The organism is Pseudomonas sp. Irchel s3a10 (genome assembly GCF_900187525.1).
In the GTDB taxonomy this organism is placed as follows: domain Bacteria; phylum Pseudomonadota; class Gammaproteobacteria; order Pseudomonadales; family Pseudomonadaceae; genus Aquipseudomonas; species Aquipseudomonas koreensis_G.
Genome location: NZ_FYDR01000011.1, coordinates 40,241 through 65,562, shown reverse-complemented (window position 1 = coordinate 65,562; position 25,322 = coordinate 40,241). Strand labels below are relative to the sequence as shown.

Genomic DNA, 25,322 nt, shown 5'->3' with positions numbered 1-25,322 from the left:
GAGTTATAGCTGCTGATTTAGATTTCGCCCTGACCGTCGGGCGGGCGTCATTATTTTGTCTGGTTGAGTACTAGCAACAACGCTGCCGTTTGCGCGTCTGGCGTACCATCGAAACGGGACGGACGGAAGTGCATCTGGAAGGCTGCCAGTACATGGCGGGTCGCTACGTCCAGCTCGCCGGTCTGCGGGGTGTCATAACCGACGCGCGCCAGTTGCGTCTGGAACCAGCTGATGCTCGGCAGTTCGGCGTTGAACTGCAGCTGCTGCCGCGCCACCGCTTGTTCGTTGGGCCATACGCCCAGGCCTTCGGCGGCCAGACGTTTCCATGGGAACAGCGGGCCGGGGTCCAGTTTGCGCAGGGGCGCGATATCGCTGTGGCCGATGATATGACGCGGGCTGATGCCTTGGCGCTGGCTGATGTCCTTGAGCAGGACGATCAGCGATTGAATCTGCGCTTCGCTGTACGGGTACCAGAGGCGCCCAGTCGGCGTGTCCTTGAAACCCGGATTGACGATTTCGATGCCGATCGAGCTTGAGTTGAGCCAGGTGCGGCCCTGCCATTGGCTTTCGCCGGCGTGCCAGGCGCGTTGGTTTTCATCCATCAGCTTGTAGATGGTGGCGCTCTTGTCGTCGCCGATCAGGTAGTGGCTGCTGACTTCGCCGTGGGTCAGCAGTTGCAGCGAACGCGCGAGCGACGCCGAGGTGTAATGCACGATCACGAACTGCACGCGGCTGTCGTGATTAGCCGATGGATGGCTGGTGTCGTAACGCGGGCCGCTGGCACAACCGGCCAGAACGAGCAGCGACGCGAGGAGGGTAAAGAATTTCATGGCAGGGAGCAGTACACGCAAGACAGTAATGCAACAGTGTAACGTACTGCTTTGCGTATCGACGGCCAATGGGCTGATTTAAACATAATGGAACAATTACTCAGCCCAGTTCGACCCGATTGCGTCCGCCGTTTTTAGCGCGGTACAACGCCTGATCGGCTCTTTTAAGCACCAGATCGCTGTGTTCTCCCGGGCGGAACGACGCCAGGCCCATGGAAATGGTGATCGTCACCCGTTCGCCCTTGAAGTGAAACGGGCAGGCTTCGATGGCCGCGCGCAGGGTCTCCAGCAGTTTGGCGCCCACCGCAGGCGTGGTGGCCGGCAGCAGCAGAACGAATTCCTCACCGCCAAAACGGGCAATGAAATCCGCAGCACGCAGGCGTTTGCGCAGCACTGTGGCGATGATCTTCAGCACCTTGTCGCCGGCCAGATGGCCGTAGTTGTCGTTGATGCGCTTGAAATGATCGAGGTCGAGCATCGCCAGACTCAAGGTGTTGCCGTGTTGCTGCCACTGCTTGATCTCGTGCTCTAGCCGCTCGCTCCAGGCAGCGCGGTTGGGCAGGCCGGTCAGCGGATCGATCAGGGCTTTCTGCCGCTGTTCTTCCAGGTGTTCGCGGAAGCCCAGAGCTTCCTGCTCCATGTGCGCCACACGCTCCGCCAGGCCCTTGAGACGTGCCGCCACTTCCTGCTCGCGGGCATCGCGTTGTTTCTGGTGCTGGTCCATGGTGCCAAGCAGGCCTTCGAGGTGGTTCTCCAGCACCTGCTTGAGATCATCCAGATCAGCCGCTTCCTGCACGCTGGTCTGCAAGCCGTCGACTTGCTCGCGAATCTGCGTGTCCATCGCCCGCGCCGCCGAGCTGTTGTCAGCGTGGCCCTCGCTGGCGGCCTGCAGATTGCTCTGGAACGCTTCGAGGCGCTCGTTGAGTTGCTGCAGATAGGCTTCGAATTCGTGCTGGCCGCTGTCGGTGATCGCCAGCATCAAGGTCGCCAGATCGTCGAGGATCGGTAGCAGTTCGTACCAGTTCAAACCATTTTTCAACCGATCACGCATCGCCTCGGCCTGCGGGCGATGGCGCTCGGGCAAGGTCAGGTCGTCGAGCAGCCCGATCAGCGTGTCTTCGATGTGTTTGGCCACCGAGCTGTAAGACGGCTCCGGCGAGTCGGGCAGGGCGTACAGAATGTCTTGCTCGGGTTGCTCCGGATCGATGGCGGCCAAGGCCTGGGCAATCGGTTCGGGCAGGGGCAGGCTGTCGAGGAGTAACGGTGCCGGGATGTCACCCGGGTGGATCAACTCGTCGGGGTTGAACGTGGCAGCAGGCGGTGGCGCTGTAATTGGGGTGTTCGGCTGTTTCGCTTCAGGTTCGGTTACTGGTAGTGCAGGTGCAGCAACCGGTGCGCTGATCGGCTCTGCAGCAATGACCGGTGGCGCGAACGCGACCACAGCTGATTCGGCCTCGGGCTGCACTGCTGGCGTTTGCTTATGCTCGGCCTCTGGTGGTTGTGCGGCGGCCTCTGCAATGACTGGTGCTGCCGGAGTCGGCTCGACCGCTGCGGCTGGCGCTGGTACCACCGGCTCTGGCGCAGCTTCAGCTTGAGCCGGCGTTGGCGCCTGAGCCTGTTCCGGTGCCTCTGGCACCCCTTCACTGTCCCGACTGCCAAACAGGCGCTGCAAAAAGCCCGGCCGCTCCGGCTCGGGCGGCGTTTCCAGCTGGCTCAACGCCTTGCCCTGCAAACCACTGAGTTCGCTCAGCAGCAGCGGCATTTCTCGCGCCTGGCCGACCCGACTGTCGAGTTGCTTGGCGAATTTCTTTAGTGGTTGCGCGACTTCCCGGGGCAGCGGCAGCGCTTGCAACTGGGTGACCAGCGCGGTCAGCGCGGTGCTGACCTGATCGATCCGGGTCTCGCGACGCTGCTCCGAGTCCAGTACGGCTTTTTCCAGGCGCGGCAGCAGGGCGGCGAGGCCGGCGTCCATATCGTCGGTGCGCACCACTTCGCGCATCTCTTTCATGCACTGATCAACGACCTTGTCGGTGCCTTCAGCGGCCAGCGTGCTGCGCACCAGACCGCGACGCAGCAAGTCGAGCCGGGCGGCCCAGCGACGTTCGAGCTTGTCCTGTTGTTCGATGCTTTTGAGGTACTTCTCTTTCCAGCGCTGGGCGTCGTCGCTCATTCAGGGGTTCCGCGAGGGGCAGGACTCAACGCGGGCAATGCATCGGCCGTGAGCGAACCCGGCAGACGAATCTCTACCGCGACCGGCAGGTGATCGGAAATGGGTTGGGCCAGCACTTCGACCTTTTCCAGGGTCAGGGTCGGGCTGAGCAAAATATGATCAAGGCATCGCTGCGGCCGCCAGCTGGGAAACGTGGCTTGCATCTGCGGGGCCAGCAGGCCGAGATCGCGTAACGGTGACTGTTGTAGCAGATCACTGGCATGGGTGTTCATGTCGCCCATCAATATCTGGTGCTTGTAGCCACTGATCAGATCGCGAATATAGGCCAGTTGCAGGCTGCGGACCCGGGCGCCGAGGGCCAGGTGCATCATCACCACCACCAGCGCTTCCGGGCCTTCGCCGAAACGCAGGAGGATTGCGCCGCGACCTTTCGGGCCGGGCAGCGGATGATCTTCGATCGCCCACGGCTTCAGGCGACTGAGCACGCCATTGCTGTGCTGGGCCAGTCGGCCAAGGTTGCGATTGAGCTGTTGATACCAGTAGGGGAAGGCGCCGAGATGGGCCAGATGTTCGACTTGATTGACGTAGCCTGAGCGCAGGCTGCCGCCATCGGCTTCCTGCAGGGCGACCAGATCGAAGTCGCCGAGCAGGTCACCGATCTTTTGCAGATTGCCTGAGCGCCCGGTGTGCGGCAGCAGGTGCTGCCAGCTGCGGGTCAGGTAATGCCGATAGCGCTCGGTGCTGATGCCGACCTGGATATTGAAACTGAGCAAGCGCAGACGCTGGTCCGCTGGCAGGCCCGTGGATGCCAGGTGGTGCTCGTTGACCTGCGGATCGTGCAGGCCAACGGTGCGTTCGGTCTTCCAGCGGCGCATGGCGGTTGCCGCGCTTAGTTGGCAGCAGCCTTGTTAGCCGCTCGCTCTTTGGCGACCAGTTGATCGGCCAGTTGCAGAGCCTGTTCGGCACCACCGGCAGAGCCGATGTCGAAGCGGTACTTGCCGTTGACGATCATGGTTGGAACGCCAGTGATCTCGTACTTCTTGGCCAGTTCCTTGGCTTTTACGATCTGACCTTTGATGGCGAAGGAGTTGAAAGTTGCCAGGAACTTGTCCTTATCGACGCCTTGGGTGGCCAGAAATTCAGCCATGTCTTGTGGGTCGGTCAGCTTCTTGTGTTCTTTCTGGATAGCGTTGAACACCGCGTTGTGAACCTTGTGCTCGACACCCATCGCTTCCAGGGTCAGGAACATCTGACCGTGAGCGTCCCATGGGCCGCCGAACATCGCAGGAATGCGCACGAAGTTGACGTCCTTGGGCAGCTTCTCGACCCAAGGGTTGATCACCGGCTCGAATGCGTAGCAGTGCGGGCAGCCGTACCAGAACAGCTCCACTACCTCGATCTTGCCTGGTTCTGCCACTGGCACCGGGTTAGCCAGTTCGACATAAGGTGCGGCAGGGGCTTCAGCGGCCTGGGCGGTCACGCCGAACAGGCTGGCAGCGACGAGAGCGGCGCTGATGATCAGATTACGCATGCTTTACTCCTGGACAATTTTGGTCGCCTCGCGCGACCTGTTTTCAGACAGGTCCTGGCGGGCATGAGTTCTGTAGTGTAACGGCAGCGGCCACAAAAAAGGGCGGCCAAAGCCACCCTTTTTATACTTGCTGCGACGGATTAATCGAGCGTTAACGTTGCAGGAGATGTCCATCGCCGCAAACGCTCGATTCAGGGCGGTTAGTGCAGGCCCTGGATGTAGCTGGAGACTGCGGCAATGTCTTCGTCGCTCAGACGCTTGGCGATTGTCTGCATGGTCATGGTGTCGCCGTCGTTTTTGCGGCCGCCTTCTTCCTTGCGGAAATCGGTCAGTTGCTTGGCGATGTATTGAGCGTGTTGACCACCCAGATGCGGGAAGCCGGCGGCGGCGTTGCCGGTACCGTTCGGCGAATGGCAGCCGGTGCAGGCAGGCAGGCCCTTGGTCAGGTTGCCGCCGCGGAACAGCGCTTCACCGCGCGCGACGAGCTTCGGATCGGCGGCGCCGACGCTACCTTTCTGGCTGGCGAAGTACGCGGCCATGTCGGCCAGATCCTGATCGCTCAGGTTGGTCAGCAGGCCAGTCATTTCCAGAACGGTGCGCTTGCCCGACTTGATGTCGTGCAGTTGCTTGGTCAGGTAGCGTTCACCCTGACCGGCCAGTTTGGGAAAGTTGGGTGCCATGCTGTTGCCGTCCGGGCCATGGCAGGCTCCGCATACGGCAGCTTTTGCCTGGCCGGCGGCGGCATCACCGGCAGCATGGGCGAAGCCTGAAATTCCCACGGTCAACAGCAGACTCACGATCAATTTGTTCATCAGCTAATCCAACTACGGCTAAGGGTTAAGAGTTATGGACCGGGTTTACTCTCGCTCATCCAAAGGATGATGGCCTGGTAATCCTCGGCACTGCAGTCCATGCACAAACCACGCGGCGGCATCGCCTTGAAACCCTGGGTCACGTGTTGCACCAGCGTCTCCATACCTTTCGCCAACCTCGGCGTCCAAGCTGCCTGATCGCCTCTTTCGGGCGCCATGGGTAGTTGGCCGGAATGACAGGCACCACAAACACGGTTGTACACGGCTTCCGGTTCCTGTGTAGCCTGTGCGCCGCAAAGCGGTATCAGGACTCCGGCAGCCAGCAGCCATTTCGTCATAAAACGACCTTTTCAGGGTTGAGAGCGTTCTGCGTTCTGATGCGCAATCAAGGTCTTTGGCTCTCGTGAACTTCATCCTTCGCTGGGACAAAGCACACACAAAATCTGCGGCATTATATACTGGCGTCACTGAAACGGAAGCGACACCGCGTTCCGCGCCCAATCCCGGCGCCGCCCACATCGGAAATCCCATGCAACTCAAGAATCCCATCCTCGGCCTGTGCCAACAGTCCACGTTCATGCTCAGTGCCGCCAAAGTCGATCAATGCCCTGACGACGAAGGTTTCGAAGTGGCGTTCGCCGGTCGTTCCAACGCCGGTAAATCCAGCGCACTGAATACCCTGACTCACGCCAGCCTGGCGCGCACCTCGAAAACCCCGGGTCGCACACAGCTGTTGAACTTCTTCAAGCTAGACGATGAACGGCGTCTGGTCGACCTGCCGGGCTACGGTTATGCAAAAGTCCCGATCCCGCTCAAGCAACACTGGCAGCGTCACCTCGAGGCTTACCTCGGTGGCCGCGAGAGTTTGAAGGGTTTGATTCTGATGATGGACATCCGTCATCCAATGACCGACTTCGACCTGTTGATGCTCGACTGGGCCGTTGCGGCCGGCATGCCGATGCACATCCTGCTGACCAAGGCCGACAAGCTGACCTACGGCGCCGCCAAGAACACGCTGCTGAAAGTGCAGGCGGAAATCCGCAAGGGCTGGGGTGATCTGGTGACGATCCAGCTGTTCTCGGCGCCAAAACGCATGGGCCTGGAAGAGGCCTACACTGTGTTGGCAGGCTGGATGGAGCTGGCAGACAAAGGCGCCGAAGCGGCGGCCGAGGCAGAATAGGGGAATTTCAAAACTGTCTGTGGTGCTGCCAGGCAAGGCAAAAGTGCTGGTAAAAAGCGGAGTTTAGGGAACCTGAATGAGCATTTTGACTAGCGCTTTTAACGCAGCATGACTGCGCCACAGCCGATTTTGAGGCAAAAAAAGCCCCGGACTTCATATGGGGAGGGAGAAGTTCCGGGGTTCAAGTTCCGAACCGCTAGGGCGGGGTTCAGATATCTGCCAACACTTAACACAACATAGGAGCATCGAAGGGCTTCACCAGCCATTCAGTATCTCTGAGTAGTGAGTTGTCAGATTAGTTCAGATTTTTTTCAAAAAGCTTTGGAATAACCCCAAGCGCGTTTCGAAATAAGCGCGTTTCGGGCTTTTGCCGCGACAGTATGTCACGGCAAACGCCCAAGCTAGACGCCTCAGTGCGCCTCATCCCAGTTGTTGCCGACGCCGACTTCCACCAGTAACGGCACGTCCAGTTTCGCCGCTTCGCTCATGTGCAGGCGGATTTCCTGGCTCACCTGATCGACCAGATCCTCGCGAACCTCCAGCACCAGTTCGTCGTGCACCTGCAGGATGACTTTGGCGTCCAGCCCCGAAGACGCCAGCCAGTTATCCACCGCCACCATGGCTTTCTTGATGATGTCCGCTGCGGTGCCCTGCATTGGCGCGTTGATCGCCGTGCGTTCGGCGGCAGCGCGTTCCTGCGGCTTGTTGGAGTTGATTTCCGGCAGGTACAGGCGACGACCGAAGAAGGTCTCGACGTAACCCTGATCCGCCGCCTGGGCGCGGGTGCGCTCCATGTATTCGCGCACACCCGGATAACGGGCGAAGTAGGTGTCGATGTAGGCCTTGGCGGTCTTGGTGTCGACGCCGATATCCTTGCCGAGTTTCTGCGCGCCCATGCCGTAGATCAGGCCGAAGTTGATCGCCTTGGCGCCACGGCGCTGGTCGGAAGACACTTCGCTCAGCTCGACCTTGAACACTTCAGCGGCGGTCGCGGTGTGCACGTCCAGATTGTTGCGGAAGGCATTCATCAGGCCTTCGTCCTTGGACAAGTGGGCCATGATCCGCAGTTCGATCTGCGAATAGTCCGCCGCCAGCAATTTGTAGCCTTTTGGCGCGACGAACGCCTGGCGAATGCGTCGGCCTTCAGCGGTACGCACCGGAATGTTCTGCAGGTTCGGATCGCTGGAAGACAAGCGCCCGGTGGACGCCACGGCTTGGTGGTACGAGGTGTGAATTCGCCCGGTGCGCGGGTTGATCTGCTCCGGCAGGCGGTCGGTGTAGGTGCTTTTCAGCTTGCTCATGGAGCGGTGTTCCATCAGCACTTTCGGCAAACGGTGATCATCCTCGGCCAGTTTCGCCAGCACTTCCTCGGCGGTCGAAGGCTGGCCCTTGGCGGTTTTCTTTAGTACCGGCAGGCCGAGCTTCTCGTAAAGGATCACGCCCAGCTGCTTGGGCGAGCCGAGGTTGAATTCTTCGCCGGCGATTTCAAACGCTTCGCGCTCCAGCGCGACCATCTTGTTGCCCAACTCGATGCTCTGGATGCCGAGCAGCTCAGCGTCGACAAACGCGCCTTGGCGCTCGATGCGCGCCAGCACCGGCACCAGCGGGATTTCGATGTCGGTCAGCACGCTGGCCAGACTCGGGATTGCGCTGAGTTTTTCAAACAGGGTCTGGTGCAGACGCAGGGTGATGTCGGCGTCTTCGGCAGCGTAAGGGCCGGCCTGCTCCAGAGCGATCTGGTCGAAGGTCAGTTGCTTGGCGCCTTTGCCGGCGATGTCCTGGAAGCTCACGGTGGTGTGATCCAGGTACTTCTGCGCGAGGCTGTCCATGTCGTGGCGGGTGGCGGTGGAATTGAGCACATAGGACTCAAGCATGGTGTCGAAAGCGATGCCGCGCACGGTGATGCCTTCGTTCTGATCACCGCTGATGGCGCAGTTGGCCAGAATGTTCATGTCGAACTTGGCGTGCTGGCCGACCTTGAGCTTGTTCGGGTCTTCCAGAATCGGCTTCAGCGCGCGCAGCACGGTGTCGCGATCCAGTTGCTCGGGCACGCCGATGTAGGAGTGGGTCAGCGGGATGTACGCCGCTTCGTTGGCCTGCACCGCGAACGACAGGCCGACCAGTTGCGCCTGTTGCGCGTCGATGCCGGTGGTTTCGGTGTCGAAAGCGAACAGCTTGGCGTTGTTCAGTTTCTCCAGCCAGACATCGAAGCGCGTCTGATCGAGGATGGTTTCGTAAGCGGCTTCGGCAGGGGCGGCGGGCACTTCGGCTGGCGGCGCGTTGAACAGATCGCCAGCCGGCGCAGGCTCGGTAGCGGCACTCAGTTCCTGGCGCTTGGCATCGCGATCCAGATCATTGATCCAGCTTTTGAATTCCAGCAGGGTGTACAACTCGTAGAGCTTGGCCGGATCTTCCGCGCCCATTTGCAGGTCATCGAGGCCGATGTCCAGCGGCACGTCGACCTTGATGGTCGCCAGTTGATAGGAGAGGAAGGCCATCTCCTTGTGCTCTTCGAGCTTGGCCGGCAGGGTCTTGGCCCCACGAATCGGCAGGGTCGGCACGATGTCGAGATTCGCGTACAGCTCGGTCAGGCCGCCGTTGACGCCGACCAGCAGGCCGGAAGCGGTCTTCGGACCGATGCCGGGAACACCCGGAATGTTGTCGGAAGAATCGCCCATCAGCGCCAGATAATCGATGATCTGCTCGGGAGCGACGCCGAATTTCTCCTTCACGCCCTCCACGTCCATCGAGCTACCGGACATGGTGTTGACCAAGGTAATGTGGCCGTCGACCAGTTGCGCCATGTCCTTGTCGCCGGTGGAGATGATCACCGGGCGATCTGCCGCTGCGCTGCTGCGTGCCAGGGTGCCGATCACGTCGTCCGCCTCGACGCCTTCCACGCACAGCAGCGGGAAACCGAGGGCGATCACGCTCTGGTGCAGCGGTTCGATCTGCACGCGCATGTCGTCGGGCATGCTCGGACGATTGGCCTTGTATTCGGCGTACATCTCGTCGCGAAACGTCCCGCCCTTGGCGTCGAAGACCACGGCGAACGGACTGTCCGGGTACTGCTTGCGCAGACTCTTGAGCATGTTCAGCACACCTTTGACCGCGCCGGTCGGCAGGCCTTTGGAGGTGGTCAGCGGTGGCAGGGCATGGAAAGCGCGGTACAGGTAAGACGAACCGTCCACCAGGACGAGGGGGGCTTGGCTCATGAGCAGAATCAACCTTTTCGGCGGGCCCGGCGCTAGAATAGCGGGACCGTTGACGACAAAGGGACAAGGTTATCATGCGTACGTTAAATCGCTTGCTGCTGGTCGGTTTGATTGCTGCCTCACCATTGGCCGCGATAGCGGCGGATGATGCGCCGTCGGGAGATCCTGAAGTCACCATTCGCACGGAAGGCGACAAGACGATTCAGGAATATCGTCAAAACGGGTTCCTGTACGCGATCAAAGTCACGCCGAAGGGCGCGCCACCTTACTTTCTGGTGCGCGCAGACGGGACGGATGCAAACTTCATCCGCTCGGATCAGCCGGATATGCTGATTCCGTCGTGGAAAATTTTCGAATGGAAGTAGATTTTTAATTCACCCGGTGCCGCGATTGGCGGTGCCCGTACTGGCAGTTAAAACATGTCTGTGTTCACCCCCCTGGCTCGGCCCGAGCTGGAAACCTTTCTCGCCCCTTACGGGCTCGGCCGTCTGCTCGATTTCCAGGGGATCGCCGCCGGCAGCGAAAACACCAATTTCTTTATCAGCCTTGAGCAGGGCGAATTCGTCCTGACCCTGGTCGAGCGTGGCCCGGTGCAGGAGATGCCGTTCTTCATCGACCTGCTCGACGTGCTGCACGAGGCCGATCTGCCAGTGCCTTACGCACTGCGCACCGCCGACGGCGTGGCGTTGCGTGAGCTCAAGGGCAAACCGGCGCTGCTGCAACCGCGGCTGTCCGGCAAACACATCAAAGTCGCCAACGCTCAGCATTGCGCGCAGGTCGGCGAGTTGCAGGCGCATCTGCACCTGGCGACCCAGGGCGAGCGCATGATCAAGCGCAAGACCGATCGTGGCCTGGACTGGATGCTGGAAGAGGGCAGCGAGTTTCTCTCGCACCTGAGCGACGAGCCGCGTGCGCTGCTGCACAAGGCGCTGGAGGAAATCACGGCGCAGAAAGACAGAATCCTCGCGCTGCCACGGGCGAATATTCATGCGGATCTGTTCCGCGATAACGCGATGTTCGAAGGGACGCACCTGACCGGGTTGATCGACTTCTACAACGCCTGTTCGGGGCCGATGCTCTATGACGTGGCGATTGCCTTGAATGACTGGTGTTCGGACGAGGAAGGCTTGATTGACGGGCCGCGCGCCCGCGCATTCCTTGGCGCGTATGCGGCGCTGCGTCCGTTCACTGCCGCCGAAGCGGAGCTATGGCCGACCATGTTGCGCGTGGCGTGTGTGCGGTTCTGGCTGTCAAGGTTGATCGCCGCCGAGCAATTTGCCGGGCAGGACGTGCTGATTCACGATCCGCAGGAGTTCGAGCAGCGCTTGGCGCAGCGGCAGCAGGTCAGCACCCCTCTGCCGTTCGCGCTTTAAATTGTGGCGAGCGAGCTTGCTCGCGCTGGGTTGCGAAGCGGCCCCAAAATTCTGGCAGTCAGCCTGATTTTTGTGAGTGCTGCGCACTCAAGCGGGAGCAAGCTCCCTCGCCACAGGTTTTGCGTTGTTACAACGATTCCAGGCACCCGGCCAGATCGTTGCCCAGCTTCTCCAGCACCTGCTCATACCCCTGAGCCGTCGCCGGCGTATAGCCGCCAAGCGCATCCAGCTCCGCCAGTTTCACCGGCAGACCCGCTACCAGCGTCTCCGCCAGGCGTGGACGCAACGGTGGTTCGCTGAACACACAGGTCTTGCCGACTTCCTGCAGGCGTTTGCGCATTGCCGCCACATGCTGCGCGCCGGGCTGCACTTCCGCCGCCACACTGAACACGCCAGCGTGCTTCAGGCCATAAGCCTCTTCAAAGTAATCAAACGCCTCGTGGAACACGAAGTAGGGCTTGCCCTCAATGCCGGCCAGACGTTGCTTCAAACGTGCATCCAGCGCATCGAGGCGCTCATCGAAGGCCTTGGCATTGCTCTGATAACGCTCGGCATTCGCCGGGTCCGCAGCGCTCAAATCAGCCGCCATCCTGTCGGCAATCACCCGCGCGTTGACCGGCGATAACCACAAATGCGCGTCCAGGGTGCCCGGGCGATGATCGTGATCATGCTCGTCGGCGTCTTCGGCGTGGGAGTGGCTGTCTTCGGCAAAGCGGCGCAGTTTCATGCCCGGCAGATCCTGCACGGCCACGCTCGGCAGCGTGCGACCGTTCAGCACGCGGGGCAGGAAACCTTCCATGTCCGGGCCGATCCAGTACAGCAGGTCCACCGATTGCACCTTCCGTACGTCGGACGGGCGCAGGGCGTAATTGTGCGGCGAGGCACCCGGTGGCAGCAGCACTTCCGGAATGGCGATCCCGTCCTGCACCGCCGCGGCAATCAACTGCAGCGGTTTGATGCTGGTGAGGACCCTGACCTCGGCCTGAGCCGAACCGATCAGCAGAAAACTGGCGATAAAAGCCACAAAAACAGAAAAAAGTCGGGACACGATGACCACTCAATGAGGCGAGAACGGGTAACATAATAACGTCTCTATCAAAACTCGTCGCCGCCCATGCCTATTACACCGATTGCCAGCCGTCCCCACGACCACTCTCATTGCGTGCACAGCGCACTGACCGAGGCCGATACCTTGTGCGCCCAGAAAGGCCTGCGCCTGACTGCGCTGCGCCGGCGCGTGCTGGAACTGGTCTGGCAGAGCCACAAGCCACTGGGCGCCTACGACATTCTCGCGGTACTGAGCGAGCAGGACGGTCGCCGCGCTGCGCCGCCGACCGTGTACCGCGCGCTGGATTTCCTGCTGGACAACGGCCTGGTGCACCGCATCTCCTCGCTCAACGCCTTCGTCGGTTGCGTGCATCCCGAGCATGCGCATCAGGGCCAGTTCCTGATCTGCCGCGAGTGCCACGCTGCCATCGAGCTGGAACAGAAAGCCATCAGCGACGCGATCATCCACAGCGCCAAGGATGTCGGTTTCATCGTCGAAGCGCAGACCGTCGAAGTGGTCGGCCTGTGCTCCGGTTGCCAGGGGGCTTGATGAGCAACCCGTTGATCCGTCTTGAGCAGGTCGCCGTCACTTTTGCCGGGCAGACCGTGCTGGACAACATCGAGCTGAGCGTCGAGCCGGGACAGATCGTCACCCTGATCGGCCCCAACGGCGCCGGCAAGACCACTCTGGTGCGGGCCGTGCTAGGGCTGCTGAAACCGGACAGCGGCAGCGTCTGGCGCAAGCCGAAACTGCGCGTCGGCTACATGCCGCAAAAGCTGCACGTCGATCCGACCCTGCCGCTGTCGGTACTGCGCTTCCTGCGCCTGGTGCCCGGCGTAGACCGTCCGCGTGCGCTGGCAGCGCTCAAGGAAGTCGGCGCCGAACATGTCATCGACAGCCCGGTGCAAAGTGTTTCCGGTGGTGAAATGCAGCGCGTGCTGCTGGCCCGGGCACTGCTGCGCGAGCCGGAGCTGTTGGTGCTGGATGAGCCGGTGCAGGGCGTCGATGTCGCCGGTCAGGCCGAGCTGTACAGCCTGATCACCCGCCTGCGTGACCGTCACGGCTGCGGCGTGCTGATGGTGTCCCACGATTTGCATCTGGTGATGAGCACCACCGATCAGGTGGTTTGTCTGAATCGCCACGTCTGTTGCTCCGGGCATCCCGAGCAGGTCAGCGGCGATCCGGCGTTCGTCGAGCTGTTCGGCAAGAATGCGCCGAGCCTGGCGATCTATCACCACCATCACGACCACGCCCATGACCTGCACGGTTCGGTGGTCAAGGCGCCCGATGCGGGCCACACCCATGTTCACGGAGACCACTGCAAGCATGGCTGATTTTCTGTTGTATGCCCTGCTTGCAGGTCTGGCACTGGCGCTGGTCGCCGGGCCGCTCGGTTCGTTCGTGGTCTGGCGGCGCATGGCCTACTTTGGCGACACCCTGTCCCACGCCGCGCTGCTAGGCGTGGCCTTGGGCTTTCTGCTGGATGTCAGCCCGACGGTCGCGGTGACCGTTGGCTGCCTGTTGCTGGCGGTGCTGCTGGTGACCTTGCAACAGCGCCAGCCGCTGGCCTCCGACACGTTGTTGGGGATTCTCGCGCCGAGCACGCTCTCTCTCGGGCTGGTGGTACTAAGCTTCATGCATGAAGTGCGGATCGACCTGATGGCCTATCTGTTCGGCGACCTGCTGGCGATCAGCCCGACTGACCTGGCGTGGATCCTCGGCGGCAGCGCGGCAGTGCTGATATTGCTCGTCACGCTGTGGCGGCCGCTGCTGGCGATCACTGTGCATGAGGAATTGGCCAAGGTCGAAGGCCTGCCGGTCGCGGGTCTGCGCATGGCGCTGATGCTGTTGATTGCAGTGGTGATCGCGGTGGCGATGAAAATCGTCGGTGTGTTGCTGATTACTTCGCTGTTGATCATTCCGGCGGCTGCGGCACAGCGTCACGCCCGTTCGCCGGAGCAGATGGCACTGGGCGCGAGCCTGCTGGGCATGCTCGCGGTGTGTGGCGGGCTGGCGCTGTCATGGTTCAAGGACACCCCGGCCGGGCCGTCGATCGTTGTGACGGCGGCCGCACTGTTTCTGCTGAGTTTTGTTCTGCCCCGTCGAGGGGTGTAGACTTGCTCGCTTTTTGCGCAATTAGAGAGTCGCAGGAATGAAGCCGTTCGCCTCCCGTTATCTGCTCCTTGTCGCATTTTCCGTGCTGCTGGGCGCCTGCCAAAGCACGCCGCCGGTGGCCGAAGCCCCCGACGCGCGGGCCACGGCCATCGCACAGCTGGAGCAAAGCCTGGCCAGCAGCGAACTGGCCACCGCCGAAGACCAGTTGGCCGCGTTGCAGGCACAAAACCCCAACGATCAGTCGCTCGAGCAATACCAGCGCCAGTTGGCCGAAGCCTACCTGCGCCGCAGTCAGATCGTGTTGCAGAAAGGTGATGTGAACGCGGCAGCGACCGCACTGAGCCGTGCTCGCGCCCTGATGCCCAAGGCCCCGGCGCTGACCGGTGGCGTCAACGGCGCGATCACCGAAGCCCGTAAAGCCGAGCTGGAGAAAGCCGAAGCGGCGCTGCTGGCGGCCGAAGCCAAACCGAAAGCCAAGGTCATCGATCCGACCGCCGAAAGCACCACGGTGGCGCTGAACATCAACGATAGCCGCAAACTTCGCCGGCAACTCGACGCGATCGCCGCCGATGTGGTGAATTACGAATGTGCCGTGAGCATTCAGGCACCGCGCACTCAGGATTACCCTTGGCTGGCGACTCTGCTGAGCAAGCGGGTGAAGAAACTGAATCCGGATTTCGAGTTGCGCATTGAGAAGCAGATTCTGCGCACGGTGCCGGCGCAGATGGTTCTGATTCCCGCTAAACCCTAAAAGCTTCGCGAGCAAGCCCGCTCCCACAGGTACAGCGTGAACCCTGTGGAAGCGGGCTTGCTCGCGAAAGCGTCCTCTCAGCCGCCAGCCAAGAACTTAAGCTGGAATAGCCTTGGCCTTAGGCTCCCGCGCCCAAACCCGATGCTGCCCGATCGCCGCGAAGAACGGCTTGGTCAACCCCGGTACATCCTTGCCCTGCAGCAACCCCGCATCCGCCTCGAGCTTCAGCAGATCCTGCAATTGCTTGGCCTCGCCGTGCAGCGCAATCGCCTTCAGGTGCTTGTAGGCCTCCAGCAGGTAATGCAGCGCCACGCCGTCGCCACTCAACGCCTTGATCGACGCCGCGCCACCTGGCACGAACACCGCATCGAAGATTACCGATGGCATGCCCTCCATGGACGCGTCCACCGGCAGGGCTTTGCCGTCGGCAGTCTTCACCGGTGCCGAAGTCGGGCCTAGCAGCTTGGCGTGCGCACCTTCTGCTTCCAAGGCCTTTTTCATCGCATCAATCGCTGCACCATCGACGCCGTTAGCGGCAAGAATCGCCACTTTTCGGGTTTTGATGTCCTCTGGCAGCAGGTTGGCCTGACTCAGCGCCGGCGAATGATCGAACGAGGTTTTACGCACCTCGACCGTGCCTTTGCCTGGCGCTGGCAATCCGAGGTTGGCCGCCACGCGTTTAGCCAGTTCCAGGTCGATGTTGGCGAGAATCTCGTTCACCTGCCGTGCACGGATGAACTCACGTTCGACCTTGCCCAGCTCGAAGCTGTACGCGGCGATGATGTGTTCCTTCTCGTGCTCACTCATGCTGTTGAAGAACAGCCGTGCTTGCGAGAAGTGGTCGCTGAACGACTCGCTGCGCTGGCGGATCTTGTTCGCATCGATGCGTTCCGGGTAACTCTCGAAGCCGCCGTCCTGCGCGGCTGGCGGGGTTTCTTTCGGCCAGCCGCCGTCGATCGAGTTCGGCTCGTAGGACGCGCGCCCTTTGTCGATCACTGTGCGGTGCTGCGCGTCGCGCTGGCCGTTGTGAAACGGTGCGACCGGGCGGTTGATCGGCAGCTCATGAAAGTTCGGCCCACCCAGTCGGCTGATTTGCGTGTCGGTGTAGGAAAACAGCCGACCTTGCAGCAGCGGGTCATTGGAGAAGTCGATGCCGGGCACGATGTGGCCGGGGCAGAACGCGACCTGTTCGGTCTCGGCGAAGAAGTTATCCGGGTTGCGGTTGAGGGTCATCTTGCCCAGCGGGGTGATCGGCACGATTTCTTCGGGGATCAGCTTGGTCGGGTCGAGGATGTCGAAATCGAAGTCGTGTTCGTTTTCCTCCTCGATGATCTGCACGCCCAGCTCCCATTCCGGGTAGTCGCCCATCTCGATGGCTTCCCAGAGGTCGCGGCGGTGGTAGTCGGTGTCTTTACCGGCGAGCTTCTGCGCCTCGTCCCACACCAGCGAGCAGGTGCCGGCGGTCGGGCGCCAGTGGAATTTGACGAAGCGCGATTTGCCCTCGGCGTTGATCAGGCGGAAGGTGTGCACGCCAAAGCCCTGCATGCTGCGCAGGCTTTTCGGGATCGCCCGGTCGGACATCGCCCAGATCACCATGTGCGCCGATTCCGGCACCAGCGAGACGAAGTCCCAGAAGGTGTCGTGGGCCGAGCCACCAGTGGGGATCTCATTGTGTGGCTCGGGCTTCACCGCGTGGACGAAGTCGGGGAACTTGATCGCGTCCTGGATGAAGAACACTGGCATGTTGTTGCCGACCAGATCGAAGTTGCCCTCGTCGGTGAAGAACTTCACCGCGAAACCGCGCACGTCGCGCACGGTGTCACCGGAACCGCGTGGCCCCTGCACCGTGGAAAAACGCACGAATACCGGGGTCTTTTTCCCCGGGTCTTGCAGGAAGCCGGCCTTGGTCAGTGTCGAATGGTTCTCGTAGGCCTGGAAGAAACCATGGGCGCCGGTGCCGCGCGCGTGAACGATGCGCTCCGGAATGCGTTCGTGGTCAAAGTGCGTGATTTTCTCACGCATGATGAAGTCTTCCAGCAACGACGGCCCGCGCGGGCCGGCCTTGAGCGTGTTCTGGTTATCGGCGACCTTTACCCCTTGGTTGGTGCGCAGGGCCTGGCCGGTAGCGTCGGAGCGAAATTTCTCCAGGCTGTCGAGTTTGGCGTTGGTGTTGGCGCGATCCTTGGTATCGGTTCCGGCCAGCTGGCTTTTGTCGGTCGTAGGTTTCTTGCTGCTCATCAGACGTAAACTCCTCGGTTGACCCCATTTCGACGGGGACTCTTGAGCGTTTCCGGGCACGGTTACCCAGGGTTTCAAGTCGCTTAACTAGTGACCAATGAGCGGGAACGGGCGTTCCTTTTTTATGACCTTTGATCTTGTTATTGCCAAATCGAAGGTTAATTGCGAAATAAATGCTAAGAACCTCTATACGGACAGGCTAAAATGCGCGCCCGGCTAACCGCTGATCCTTTTCTAACGCGCCCCACAAGGTTCGCTACGTGATCGAGTTTCAAAACGTCCACAAAACTTACCGCGTCGCCGGTAAGGACATCCCCGCCCTGCACCCGACCAGTCTTTCAATTGAAAACGGTCAGGTCTTCGGCCTGATCGGCCATTCCGGTGCGGGAAAAAGTACCCTGCTGCGTCTGATCAATCGCCTGGAAGACTCCAGCGGCGGCAAGATCATCGTCGACGGCGAAGAAGTCACCGCGCTGGACGCCAACGGCCTGCGCCGTTTCCGCCAGCAAGTCGGGATGATCTTCCAGCACTTCAACCTGCTCGCCTCCAAGACCGTGGCCGACAACGTCGCGCTGCCGCTGACCCTGGCCGGCGAACTGTCGAGCAGCGAGATCAATCAGCGCGTCGCCGAATTGCTGGCGCGGGTCGGTCTGTCCGATCACGCCAAGAAGTATCCGGCGCAGCTGTCCGGCGGCCAGAAGCAGCGCGTCGGCATCGCCCGCGCCCTGGCGACCAAGCCGAAAATTCTGCTGTGCGACGAGGCCACCAGCGCCCTCGACCCGCAGACCACCGCGTCGGTTCTGCAACTGCTGGCCGAGATCAATCGTGAACTGAAGCTGACCATCGTCCTGATCACCCACGAGATGGACGTGATCCGTCGCGTCTGCGATCAGGTGGCAGTGATGGACGCCGGGGTGATCGTCGAGCAGGGTTCGGTAGCCGATGTGTTCCTGCATCCGCAGCACCCGACCACCAAGCGTTTCGTCCAGGAAAGCGAGCAGATCGACGAAAGCGAACAGCGCGATGACTTCGCTCACGTGCCGGGCCGCATCGTGCGTCTGACCTTCCAGGGCGAAGCGACCTACGCGCCGTTGCTCGGTACCGTTGCCCGGGAAACCGGGGTCGACTACAGCATCCTCGCCGGTCGCATCGACCGCATCAAAGACATTCCTTACGGGCAATTGACCCTCGCCGTCACCGGTGGCGACATGGAAGCGGCGTTCGCCCGCTTCACCGCCGCTGACGTTCATATGGAGGTGCTGCGTTAATGGAAATGCTCAAGGCTTTCTTCGAGAACATCGATTGGCTGGAAATCTGGCTGGCCACTGGCGACACCATGCTGATGCTCGGTGGTTCGCTGCTGTTCACCGTATTGCTCGGCCTGCCGCTGGGTGTGCTGCTATTCCTCTGCAGCCCGCGTCAGTTGCTGGAAAACCGTGGCCTCTATGCCTTCATGTCGTTGGCGGTGAACATACTGCGTTCGTTGCCGTTCATCATTCTGTTGATCGTGATGATCCCGTTCACCGTGCTGATCACCGGCACTTCGCTGGGCGTGGCCGGTGCGATTCCGCCGTTGGTGGTAGGTGCGACCCCGTTCTTCGCGCGTCTGGTGGAAACCGCGCTGCGTGAAGTCGATCGCGGCATCATCGAAGCCACCCAGTCGATGGGCGCGACCACCCGGCAGATCATCATGAACGCCTTGCTGCCGGAAGCCCGTCCGGGCATCTTCGCGGCGATTACGGTGACCGCGATTACCCTGGTGTCCTACACGGCAATGGCCGGTGTGGTCGGTGCCGGTGGTCTGGGTGACCTGGCGATCCGTTTCGGCTATCAACGTTTCCAGACTGACGTGATGATCGTCACCGTGGTGTTGCTGCTGATTCTGGTGCAAGTGCTGCAAATGGTAGGTGATCGACTGGTCGTGCATTTCTCGCGCAAATAACCGGTTTTTGTAATCAAGAAATGAGCCGGCCATTCGCTGGCAGGCGCCAGACGGGCGCCTCATAAGGAGTTAGCTGAATGAAAAAACTGATCGCTGCTTTCGCTGCCGTAGCCGCTTTTTCGGCCCACGCCGAAACCCTGACTGTCGCCGCCACCCCGGTGCCACACGCGGAAATCCTCGAATTCGTGAAGCCTGCTCTGGCCAAAGAAGGCGTGGATCTGAAGGTCAAGGTCTTCACCGACTACATTCAGCCGAACGTGCAGGTGGCTGAAAAGCGCTTGGACGCCAACTTCTTCCAGCACCAGCCATACCTCGATGAGTTCAACAAGGCCAAGGGCACCAGCCTGGTGGCGGTGACCGGCGTGCATCTGGAACCACTGGGCGCCTACTCGAACAAGATCAAGGATCTGAAGGACCTGCCAAGCGGCGCCAACGTGGTGATCCCGAACGACGCCACCAACGGCGGCCGTGCGCTGTTGCTGCTGGCCAAGGCTGGCCTGATCACCCTGAAGGATCCGACCAACATTCTGTCGACCCCGAAAGACATCGCGCAGAACCCGAAAGACCTGAAAATCCGTGAACTGGAGGCCGCGACCATCCCGCGCGTGCTGACCCAGGTCGATCTGGCGCTGATCAACACCAACTACGCGCTGGAAGCCAAGCTCGATCCGTCCAAGGATGCGCTGGTGATCGAAGGCAACGACTCGCCGTACGTGAACATCCTGGTGTCCCGTGCGGACAACAAGGACAGCGAAGCGATGCAGAAACTGGCGGCTGCGCTGCACAGCCCGGAAGTGAAGAAATTCATTACCGAGAAGTACAAAGGCGCGGTATTGCCGGCGTTCTGATTTAGATTGCTGCAACGAAAAGGGGGCGCCATGAGCGCCCCCTTTTTTGTGCCCGGAACACCGTCCCTGTGGGAGCGGGCTTACTCGCGAATGCGGTGTGTCAGCCAACATTTCTTTATCTGACCCACTGCATTCGCGAGCAAGCCCGCTCCCACACTGGTTCAGTGTTGTTGCTACTTGCGGTTAAGCATCACCGGCAGCTGCGCAACCAGTTTGGCGTTGTTCAGCGGCGCACGGATGAACCCGCGCTGCGTCCCGTCCGGGCCAATCACCGCCAGGTTGCCGCTGTGATCCACCGTGTAGTTCGGCTTGCTGGTATCGGCCGGAATGAACGGGATGCTCACGGCATTCGCCACCTTTTGCAGTTCTTCGATCGACTTCGGCGTCAGGCCCACGAACTGTGGATCAAAGTAGCCCAGATACTGCTTCAACTGCTGCGGGTTGTCGCGATTCGGGTCGACGCTGACCAGTACGATCTGCAACTTGTCCACCGCGTCTTTGGGCAATTCGCTCTTGATCTGGCGCAGTTGGGCGAGGGTGGTCGGGCAGATGTCCGGGCAGAAGGTGTAGCCGAAGAACAGCAGACTCCACTTGCCTTTCAACTCGTCGATGGCGACCGGTTGGCCATCCTGATTAGTCATTGTCACGTCCGGCAGGGTGCGGCTCTGCGGCAGCAGGATGATGCCGGCGTCGATCAGCGCGGTGGGGTCGCCCTGGCCTTTGCCACTCAGGACTTTGTTGACGGTCAGTCCCAGGATCAGCGCGATCACGGCGACGAGGATGAAGACGGTTTTCTGGGTTCGAGTCATAGGTTCAACAGTAAGTAGTGGTCTACGAGCAGGGCGATGAACAACAGGAACAAGTACCAAATAGAGTACTTGAAGGTGTTGATCGCCGCGTGCGGCCGAGTGCCACGGTACAGCACCACGGCCCATTGCAGAAACCTTGCGCCCAGCGCCAGCGCGCAAACCAGATACAGCACGCCGCTCATATGGATCACATACGGCAGCAGGCTCACCGCGAGCAGGGCGAAGGTGTACAGCAGAATGTGCACCTTGGTGTAGTGCTCGCCGTGGGTCACCGGCAGCATCGGGATGTCGGCCTTGGCGTATTCCTCCTTGCGATGAATCGCCAGCGCCCAGAAGTGCGGCGGGGTCCAGGCGAAGATGATCAGCACCAGCAGCAACGGTTCGGCGCTGACATGGCCGGTGGCGGCGGTCCAGCCGAGCAGCGGAGGGGCGGCGCCGGCAAGACCGCCGATGACGATGTTCTGTGGCGTCGCACGTTTGAGGAAGCCGGTGTAGATCACTGCGTAACCGAGCAGCGAAGCCAGCGTCAGCCAGGCGGTCAGCGGATTGGTGAAGGTCAGCAGCAAAGCCTGCCCGAGCAGCGCCAGCACCAGCGCAAAGGTCAGCGCCGCTGTCGGCGAAACCCGACCCTCGGCCAATGGTCGTTTGTGCGTGCGCGCCATCAGTGCGTCGATGCGTCGATCCACCACATGGTTGACCACCGCCGCGCCGCCGGCACATAGCGCGATCCCCAGATTGCCGAACACTAGCACCGTCCACGGCACCCCGGCGCGGGTCGCGAGGAACATGCCGACCAGCGAGGTGATCAGCATCAGCACCACCACTTTCGGCTTGGTCAGCTCCAGATAATCACGCCAGAGCGCCTGATGCGGGCGTTCGCCAATCAGAATCGCCACGGCGTTTCTCCTTTTATGGTGATGGGCGCCGCCACGTGTTTACGCGGGCTCAGGCGCCAGCGTGCGAGCACCGGTTGTTTGACCCGAACCAGACTGGTGCGCGCGTGGTAATTGACCAGCACAATCGTCAGCAACAGCGCCGCGCCGCCAGCGTTATGTGCAACCGCCACCGGCAGCGGCAGATGGAAAAGCACGTTGCTGATGCCGAGGGTGATTTGTGCGGCGAGGGCGATCAGCACCAGACCGGCCAGCCGCGTCATGCCGACGACTTTCAATTGCCAGGCGAGACCGAGCAGCACCAAAGTCACCAACAGCGCGCCGATCCGGTGAGTCAGGTGAATCGCCGTGCGCGCATCACTGTCCAGTTGTCCGCCGAGATAATTCGGGCCGATGTGTTGGGTCAGGTGAAAACCGTTGGCGAAATCCGCTGGCGGCAACCATTGCCCGTGGCAGGTCGGAAAATCGATGCAGGCCACCGCCGCGTAATTGGAACTGACCCAGCCGCCCAGCGCGATCTGGCCAATCACCAGCAACAATCCCGCCGTCGCCCAATACTGCAAACGCTTGGGCACGGTCAGCGCCGGCAACACTCCGGACAATCGCAACGTCAACAAAAACAGCAGACTCAAGGTCGCAAAACCGCCGAGCAGATGCCCGGTGACCACTTGCGGCCAGAGCTTGAGCGTCACCGTCCACATGCCGAACGCTGCCTGGGCGAACACCACCGCCAGCAGAAACAGCGGCAGTTTCAGTGGCTGACCCGGATGACCACGATTAACCCAGGCACGCCCCGCCAGAATCGCAATCAGCAGGCCGAGAGTGCCCGCGAAGTAACGGTGGATCATCTCGTTCCAGCCCTTGTGCGCCTCCACCGGCGAATCGGGGTAGTGCAATTCGGCATGGGCCAGTTGGGCTTCGCTTTTCGGCACGCTGATAAAGCCGTAGCAGCCCGGCCAGTCCGGACAGCCCAGGCCTGCGTGGGTCAGGCGGGTGTAGGCGCCGAGCAGCACGACGATCAGTGCCAGCAGGGTGGCAAACAGCGCGAGGCGAAATCCAGGTTTGGCCATGACGATGCCCTTATCCGATGTTCGACAGTTTCAGCAGATGACGCAGGTCGTTGAGCAGGTCCTTGCCCTTCACGCTCGGTTCGTAGCGCAGTACGAGGTTGCCGTGGGGGTCGATGATCCACAGCTGCGGCGTGGCCTTGTCGCCGTTGGCCTTGCTCAACGCTGCGCTGTCCAGGGGATAGCGTTGCAGTTGCGGGTATTCGCGGCTCAGCTTGGCTTCGTACTCGGAGCCCAGCGGTTGGGCAGCGGCAAGGGCATGGCTGGCGCGTCCGGCGTCGCGGCCGAGACCGATCTGGATCTGCCGGGCGAGGTACACCAGTTGCTGACAGTCCACCGCGCAATCCTTCGGCGCGGTCACCAGCATCTGCCAGCGTTGCTCGTCGGCCTGCACACCGAGGTCGCCGCGGGTCTGGCCGTTGCCGATCAGCTCGCCGTGATAGCTGCGACCCTCCGGTACCCAGAACTGCAATTTGTACATGCCGGTGGCGAGCAGCATCGGGCCGACCACGCCGAGCACAATCAGCAACAGCTGGATCCTTCCACGGCGGCGGGCGGCCGGGGTTTTCGCCTCAGACATGCTGGGTGGATTCATGGCCGTTCCCATGGTCGTTCTCCTTTGCGTTGTGCAATCCAAGGTAGAGATAGAGACCGAGCAGGGCGGTGGCCATCGCGAACCACTGCACGGCGTAACCGAGGTGTTTTTCCGGGCCCATGGCGACGACCGGCCAGTCGGCCTCATAGCTGGCGGGGCCGGGTTCGGCGCGAAGTTCGTAGGCGAAGCCGTCACGTTCGAGGGTTTTCCACAGCCTGGCCGGCTCGACGGCGGTGATGGTTTGCGGCCAGGTGCTGCTGGCCGGGTCGGCGTGCAACTGGAAGGTCGCACCGGGGGCGACGTAGACCCAGGCGTCGACAGTCAATGCGTCGGAAGGTGTGGTGAATTGCGGCGGCACGCGGCGATCCGGCCACGGCAACCAGCCGCGATTGACTAGCAGCCACTGGCCGCTGCGTTGATCCTGAAACGGTTGCAGCAACTCGACGCCGACCTTGCCGTCGCGTTGGCGGTTGTCGAGCAACAGACTGTGCGCGGCATCGAACTGGCCGTGCAGATGCACACGGCGATAAGCCGGGTCGGTGCTATGCAGCAATTCGCTGCTGGCCATCGGGTCAGCCGCGCGGCGCTCGGCGTAACTGGTGAGCAGGGCGGTTTTCTCCGCGCCGCGGCCCAGTTGCCAGAAACCCAGCGACACCAGCAGTGGCAGCAACAGCGCCACCACCACGGTCGGTATCACGCCCGGGCGAAAGCGCTTCATGGCCGCGCCACAAAGTCAGTCGTCGCGCTCGCTATACTCAACTGCATCGCCTGTCCCCCGGAGTCTTCCCATGCTAAAAGCAGCCATCGTCCTGCTGCTGATTGCCACGGTGATCAGCCTGTTCAGCGGCCTGTTTTTCCTGGTCAAGGACGACAGCAGTTCGAATCGCCTGGTGATCGCCTTGAGTGTTCGGGTGGCACTGGCCGCTGCCACCGTCGGCTTGATTGCCTGGGGCTTTTACAGCGGCCAACTGGTGTCGCATGCGCCTTGGTAATGCAGATCCTCAGAGTACGTAAACGAAGATAAAGAGGCCGATCCACACCACGTCGACGAAGTGCCAATACCAGCTCGCCGCTTCGAAACCGAACTGGTGCTCGTTGTCGAAGTGGCCCTTCATGATGCGCATCAGCATCACGAACAGAATGATCGTGCCGATGGTCACGTGGGCGCCGTGGAAACCGGTGAGCATGAAGAACGTTGCGCCGTAGATGCCCGAACCCAGGGTCAGGCCCAGTTCGTGATAAGCGTGGATGTATTCCTCCGCCTGGAAACCGAGGAACGCACAGCCCAACAGCACGGTGATCGCCAGCCAGATTTTCAGCGCGCCGCGATGGCCCTTCTTCAAGGCATGGTGGGCGATGGTGATGGTGACGCTGGAGCTGACCAGCAGAATCGTGTTGATCAGCGGCAGGCCCCACGGGCTGATGACTTCCTTGGGCGGCGGGAACAGTTTCGGATCCGGGGTGTGCAGCAACGGCCAGGTGAACTGGAAGTTCGGCCAGAGCATGTGGGCGATGCCTTTCGGGCCTTCGCCACCCAGCGCCGGGCCGGAAATGTGCCGCACGTAGAACAGTGCGCCGAAGAAAGCGACGAAGAACATCACCTCGGAGAAGATGAACCAGCTCATGCCCCAGCGGAACGAGCGATCCAGCTGTGCGCTGTAAAGTCCCGCGCGGCTTTCCTTGATCACCGTGCCGAACCAGCCGAACAGCATGTACGCCACCAGCAGGCCACCGATGAAAAAGATCAGCGGGCCGTGAGATTCCGGGCGCGCGGCCTTCAGATCGTTGAACCAGACGGCCAGGCCGTACACGGTGACGAACATCCCGACCGTGGCAATGATCGGCCACTTGCTCTGGGCTGGAACGAAATAATGCTCATGAGTTGCCATTTATTGTTCTCCTTAT

26 protein-coding genes are annotated in these 25,322 nt (G+C 61.3%); 11 read left to right on the top strand and 15 right to left on the bottom strand.

All coding sequences use genetic code 11. The features are described 5' to 3' along the window. Positions 1–50 precede the first annotated feature (50 nt). From CKW11_RS24505 to CKW11_RS24480, 6 genes are all read right to left on the bottom strand, one after another. A complete protein-coding gene (locus tag CKW11_RS24505; protein ID WP_095139747.1) occupies positions 51–830 on the bottom strand; it encodes an N-acetylmuramoyl-L-alanine amidase in 780 nt (259 codons plus the stop codon). 100 nt (positions 831–930) lie between these two features. Beyond that, positions 931–3,000, bottom strand: coding sequence for a GGDEF domain-containing protein (locus CKW11_RS24500; protein ID WP_095139746.1), 2,070 nt, complete (start codon positions 2,998–3,000; stop codon positions 931–933). Further along, positions 2,997–3,875 carry an endonuclease/exonuclease/phosphatase family protein gene (locus CKW11_RS24495; protein ID WP_095139745.1) on the bottom strand — a complete coding sequence of 293 codons (879 nt, stop codon included), beginning with the start codon at positions 3,873–3,875 and terminating at the stop codon, positions 2,997–2,999. The genes CKW11_RS24500 and CKW11_RS24495 overlap by 4 nt, the downstream gene beginning before the upstream one ends. A gap of 14 nt (positions 3,876–3,889) precedes the next feature. Continuing rightward, positions 3,890–4,531, bottom strand: coding sequence for a thiol:disulfide interchange protein DsbA/DsbL (locus CKW11_RS24490; protein WP_095139744.1), 642 nt, complete (start codon positions 4,529–4,531; stop codon positions 3,890–3,892). Between the two features lie 200 nt (positions 4,532–4,731). Beyond that, entirely contained in the window at positions 4,732–5,343 is a 612-nt protein-coding gene (locus CKW11_RS24485) for a cytochrome c (RefSeq protein ID WP_095139743.1), read from the bottom strand. A 32-nt stretch (positions 5,344–5,375) separates the two neighbouring features. Continuing rightward, complete coding sequence (locus tag CKW11_RS24480; protein WP_041073683.1) at positions 5,376–5,681, bottom strand: cytochrome c5 family protein; 306 nt, start codon at positions 5,679–5,681, stop codon at positions 5,376–5,378. A 191-nt stretch (positions 5,682–5,872) separates the two neighbouring features. Between CKW11_RS24480 and yihA the strand changes: the two genes are divergently transcribed. Next, positions 5,873–6,523: a ribosome biogenesis GTP-binding protein YihA/YsxC gene (yihA, locus tag CKW11_RS24475; RefSeq protein ID WP_095139742.1), complete on the top strand. Its 651-nt coding sequence runs from the start codon at positions 5,873–5,875 to the stop codon at positions 6,521–6,523. A gap of 410 nt (positions 6,524–6,933) precedes the next feature. Here yihA and polA read toward each other — a convergent pair whose 3' ends face one another. After that, positions 6,934–9,738 carry a DNA polymerase I gene (gene polA, locus CKW11_RS24470; RefSeq protein WP_095139741.1) on the bottom strand — a complete coding sequence of 935 codons (2,805 nt, stop codon included), beginning with the start codon at positions 9,736–9,738 and terminating at the stop codon, positions 6,934–6,936. Positions 9,739–9,812: 74 nt separating this feature from the next. On the opposite strand from polA, the gene CKW11_RS24465 reads away from it, so the two are divergent. Together CKW11_RS24465 and CKW11_RS24460 are read left to right on the top strand one after the other, a co-directional pair. After that, on the top strand, positions 9,813–10,103 hold the full coding sequence (locus tag CKW11_RS24465) for a DUF2782 domain-containing protein (protein ID WP_095139740.1): 291 nt from the start codon (positions 9,813–9,815) through the stop codon (positions 10,101–10,103). Positions 10,104–10,157: 54 nt separating this feature from the next. Further along, the gene (locus CKW11_RS24460) at positions 10,158–11,111 is read left to right on the top strand and encodes a homoserine kinase (protein ID WP_095139739.1); all 954 of its coding nucleotides are present in this window, start codon (positions 10,158–10,160) and stop codon (positions 11,109–11,111) included. A gap of 127 nt (positions 11,112–11,238) precedes the next feature. On the opposite strand, the gene CKW11_RS24455 is transcribed toward CKW11_RS24460, so the two are convergent. Next, a complete protein-coding gene (locus CKW11_RS24455) occupies positions 11,239–12,159 on the bottom strand; it encodes a zinc ABC transporter substrate-binding protein (RefSeq protein ID WP_095139798.1) in 921 nt (306 codons plus the stop codon). Positions 12,160–12,225: 66 nt separating this feature from the next. On the opposite strand from CKW11_RS24455, the gene CKW11_RS24450 reads away from it, so the two are divergent. Genes CKW11_RS24450 through CKW11_RS24435 form a run of 4 tightly spaced genes read left to right on the top strand, consistent with a single transcriptional unit; the run spans position 12,226 to position 15,025 of the window. Then, positions 12,226–12,708: a Fur family transcriptional regulator gene (locus CKW11_RS24450; protein ID WP_095139738.1), complete on the top strand. Its 483-nt coding sequence runs from the start codon at positions 12,226–12,228 to the stop codon at positions 12,706–12,708. Continuing rightward, entirely contained in the window at positions 12,708–13,493 is a 786-nt protein-coding gene (znuC, locus tag CKW11_RS24445; protein WP_095139737.1) for a zinc ABC transporter ATP-binding protein ZnuC, read from the top strand. Before CKW11_RS24450 ends, znuC begins: the two co-directional genes overlap by 1 nt. After that, positions 13,486–14,274, top strand: a complete 789-nt coding sequence (znuB, locus tag CKW11_RS24440) for a zinc ABC transporter permease subunit ZnuB (RefSeq protein ID WP_095139736.1) — start codon at positions 13,486–13,488, stop codon at positions 14,272–14,274. The genes znuC and znuB overlap by 8 nt, the downstream gene beginning before the upstream one ends. Positions 14,275–14,311: 37 nt before the next feature. Beyond that, a complete protein-coding gene (locus CKW11_RS24435) occupies positions 14,312–15,025 on the top strand; it encodes a PA5502 family lipoprotein (RefSeq protein WP_003220324.1) in 714 nt (237 codons plus the stop codon). Between the two features lie 96 nt (positions 15,026–15,121). Here the strand turns inward: CKW11_RS24435 and katE are convergent, their stop codons facing one another. After that, entirely contained in the window at positions 15,122–17,263 is a 2,142-nt protein-coding gene (katE, locus tag CKW11_RS24430) for a catalase HPII (protein ID WP_095139735.1), read from the bottom strand. 260 nt (positions 17,264–17,523) lie between these two features. Between katE and CKW11_RS24425 the strand changes: the two genes are divergently transcribed. The 3 genes from CKW11_RS24425 to CKW11_RS24415 all read left to right on the top strand — a co-directional run bounded on the left by CKW11_RS24425 (position 17,524) and on the right by CKW11_RS24415 (position 20,053). After that, positions 17,524–18,531: a methionine ABC transporter ATP-binding protein gene (locus tag CKW11_RS24425; RefSeq protein WP_027610230.1), complete on the top strand. Its 1,008-nt coding sequence runs from the start codon at positions 17,524–17,526 to the stop codon at positions 18,529–18,531. Beyond that, entirely contained in the window at positions 18,531–19,205 is a 675-nt protein-coding gene (locus tag CKW11_RS24420) for a methionine ABC transporter permease (protein ID WP_027610229.1), read from the top strand. Before CKW11_RS24425 ends, CKW11_RS24420 begins: the two co-directional genes overlap by 1 nt. A 77-nt stretch (positions 19,206–19,282) precedes the next feature. Continuing rightward, complete coding sequence (locus CKW11_RS24415; protein WP_095139734.1) at positions 19,283–20,053, top strand: MetQ/NlpA family ABC transporter substrate-binding protein; 771 nt, start codon at positions 19,283–19,285, stop codon at positions 20,051–20,053. A 173-nt stretch (positions 20,054–20,226) separates the two neighbouring features. On the opposite strand, the gene CKW11_RS24410 is transcribed toward CKW11_RS24415, so the two are convergent. Genes CKW11_RS24410 through CKW11_RS24390 form a run of 5 tightly spaced genes read right to left on the bottom strand, consistent with a single transcriptional unit; the run spans position 20,227 to position 24,135 of the window. Next, entirely contained in the window at positions 20,227–20,862 is a 636-nt protein-coding gene (locus CKW11_RS24410) for an SCO family protein (protein ID WP_095139733.1), read from the bottom strand. Then, complete coding sequence (gene cyoE / locus CKW11_RS24405; protein WP_095139732.1) at positions 20,859–21,758, bottom strand: heme o synthase; 900 nt, start codon at positions 21,756–21,758, stop codon at positions 20,859–20,861. The genes CKW11_RS24410 and cyoE overlap by 4 nt, the downstream gene beginning before the upstream one ends. Then, complete coding sequence (locus CKW11_RS24400; RefSeq protein WP_095139731.1) at positions 21,746–22,825, bottom strand: heme A synthase; 1,080 nt, start codon at positions 22,823–22,825, stop codon at positions 21,746–21,748. Before CKW11_RS24400 ends, cyoE begins: the two co-directional genes overlap by 13 nt. Before the next feature lie 10 nt (positions 22,826–22,835). Further along, positions 22,836–23,429 carry a hypothetical protein gene (locus tag CKW11_RS24395; RefSeq protein WP_095139797.1) on the bottom strand — a complete coding sequence of 198 codons (594 nt, stop codon included), beginning with the start codon at positions 23,427–23,429 and terminating at the stop codon, positions 22,836–22,838. After that, positions 23,395–24,135: an SURF1 family protein gene (locus CKW11_RS24390; protein WP_095139730.1), complete on the bottom strand. Its 741-nt coding sequence runs from the start codon at positions 24,133–24,135 to the stop codon at positions 23,395–23,397. The genes CKW11_RS24395 and CKW11_RS24390 overlap by 35 nt, the downstream gene beginning before the upstream one ends. A gap of 70 nt (positions 24,136–24,205) precedes the next feature. Here CKW11_RS24390 and CKW11_RS24385 point away from each other — a divergent pair, with 70 nt between their 5' ends. Next, positions 24,206–24,409, top strand: a complete 204-nt coding sequence (locus CKW11_RS24385; protein ID WP_003220344.1) for a twin transmembrane helix small protein — start codon at positions 24,206–24,208, stop codon at positions 24,407–24,409. Between the two features lie 9 nt (positions 24,410–24,418). Here the strand turns inward: CKW11_RS24385 and CKW11_RS24380 are convergent, their stop codons facing one another. Continuing rightward, positions 24,419–25,306: a cytochrome c oxidase subunit 3 gene (locus tag CKW11_RS24380; protein ID WP_095139729.1), complete on the bottom strand. Its 888-nt coding sequence runs from the start codon at positions 25,304–25,306 to the stop codon at positions 24,419–24,421. Positions 25,307–25,322: the final 16 nt, after the last annotated feature.

Excerpts from the sequence above, each read along its gene's own strand:
- CKW11_RS24505 (WP_095139747.1), bottom strand. The coding sequence starts at position 830 with ATGAAATTCTTTACCCTCCTCGCGTCGCTGCTCGTTCTGGCCGGTTGT.
- CKW11_RS24500 (WP_095139746.1), bottom strand. The coding sequence starts at position 3,000 with ATGAGCGACGACGCCCAGCGCTGGAAAGAGAAGTACCTCAAAAGCATC.
- CKW11_RS24495 (WP_095139745.1), bottom strand. The coding sequence starts at position 3,875 with ATGCGCCGCTGGAAGACCGAACGCACCGTTGGCCTGCACGATCCGCAG.
- CKW11_RS24490 (WP_095139744.1), bottom strand. The coding sequence starts at position 4,531 with ATGCGTAATCTGATCATCAGCGCCGCTCTCGTCGCTGCCAGCCTGTTC.
- CKW11_RS24485 (WP_095139743.1), bottom strand. The coding sequence starts at position 5,343 with ATGAACAAATTGATCGTGAGTCTGCTGTTGACCGTGGGAATTTCAGGC.
- CKW11_RS24480 (WP_041073683.1), bottom strand. The coding sequence starts at position 5,681 with ATGACGAAATGGCTGCTGGCTGCCGGAGTCCTGATACCGCTTTGCGGC.
- yihA (WP_095139742.1), top strand. The coding sequence starts at position 5,873 with ATGCAACTCAAGAATCCCATCCTCGGCCTGTGCCAACAGTCCACGTTC.
- polA (WP_095139741.1), bottom strand. The coding sequence starts at position 9,738 with ATGAGCCAAGCCCCCCTCGTCCTGGTGGACGGTTCGTCTTACCTGTAC.
- CKW11_RS24465 (WP_095139740.1), top strand. The coding sequence starts at position 9,813 with ATGCGTACGTTAAATCGCTTGCTGCTGGTCGGTTTGATTGCTGCCTCA.
- CKW11_RS24460 (WP_095139739.1), top strand. The coding sequence starts at position 10,158 with ATGTCTGTGTTCACCCCCCTGGCTCGGCCCGAGCTGGAAACCTTTCTC.
- CKW11_RS24450 (WP_095139738.1), top strand. The coding sequence starts at position 12,226 with ATGCCTATTACACCGATTGCCAGCCGTCCCCACGACCACTCTCATTGC.
- znuC (WP_095139737.1), top strand. The coding sequence starts at position 12,708 with ATGAGCAACCCGTTGATCCGTCTTGAGCAGGTCGCCGTCACTTTTGCC.
- znuB (WP_095139736.1), top strand. The coding sequence starts at position 13,486 with ATGGCTGATTTTCTGTTGTATGCCCTGCTTGCAGGTCTGGCACTGGCG.
- CKW11_RS24435 (WP_003220324.1), top strand. The coding sequence starts at position 14,312 with ATGAAGCCGTTCGCCTCCCGTTATCTGCTCCTTGTCGCATTTTCCGTG.
- katE (WP_095139735.1), bottom strand. The coding sequence starts at position 17,263 with ATGAGCAGCAAGAAACCTACGACCGACAAAAGCCAGCTGGCCGGAACC.
- CKW11_RS24420 (WP_027610229.1), top strand. The coding sequence starts at position 18,531 with ATGGAAATGCTCAAGGCTTTCTTCGAGAACATCGATTGGCTGGAAATC.
- CKW11_RS24415 (WP_095139734.1), top strand. The coding sequence starts at position 19,283 with ATGAAAAAACTGATCGCTGCTTTCGCTGCCGTAGCCGCTTTTTCGGCC.
- CKW11_RS24410 (WP_095139733.1), bottom strand. The coding sequence starts at position 20,862 with ATGACTCGAACCCAGAAAACCGTCTTCATCCTCGTCGCCGTGATCGCG.
- CKW11_RS24400 (WP_095139731.1), bottom strand. The coding sequence starts at position 22,825 with ATGGCCAAACCTGGATTTCGCCTCGCGCTGTTTGCCACCCTGCTGGCA.
- CKW11_RS24395 (WP_095139797.1), bottom strand. The coding sequence starts at position 23,429 with ATGGGAACGGCCATGAATCCACCCAGCATGTCTGAGGCGAAAACCCCG.
- CKW11_RS24390 (WP_095139730.1), bottom strand. The coding sequence starts at position 24,135 with ATGAAGCGCTTTCGCCCGGGCGTGATACCGACCGTGGTGGTGGCGCTG.
- CKW11_RS24385 (WP_003220344.1), top strand. The coding sequence starts at position 24,206 with ATGCTAAAAGCAGCCATCGTCCTGCTGCTGATTGCCACGGTGATCAGC.
- CKW11_RS24380 (WP_095139729.1), bottom strand. The coding sequence starts at position 25,306 with ATGGCAACTCATGAGCATTATTTCGTTCCAGCCCAGAGCAAGTGGCCG.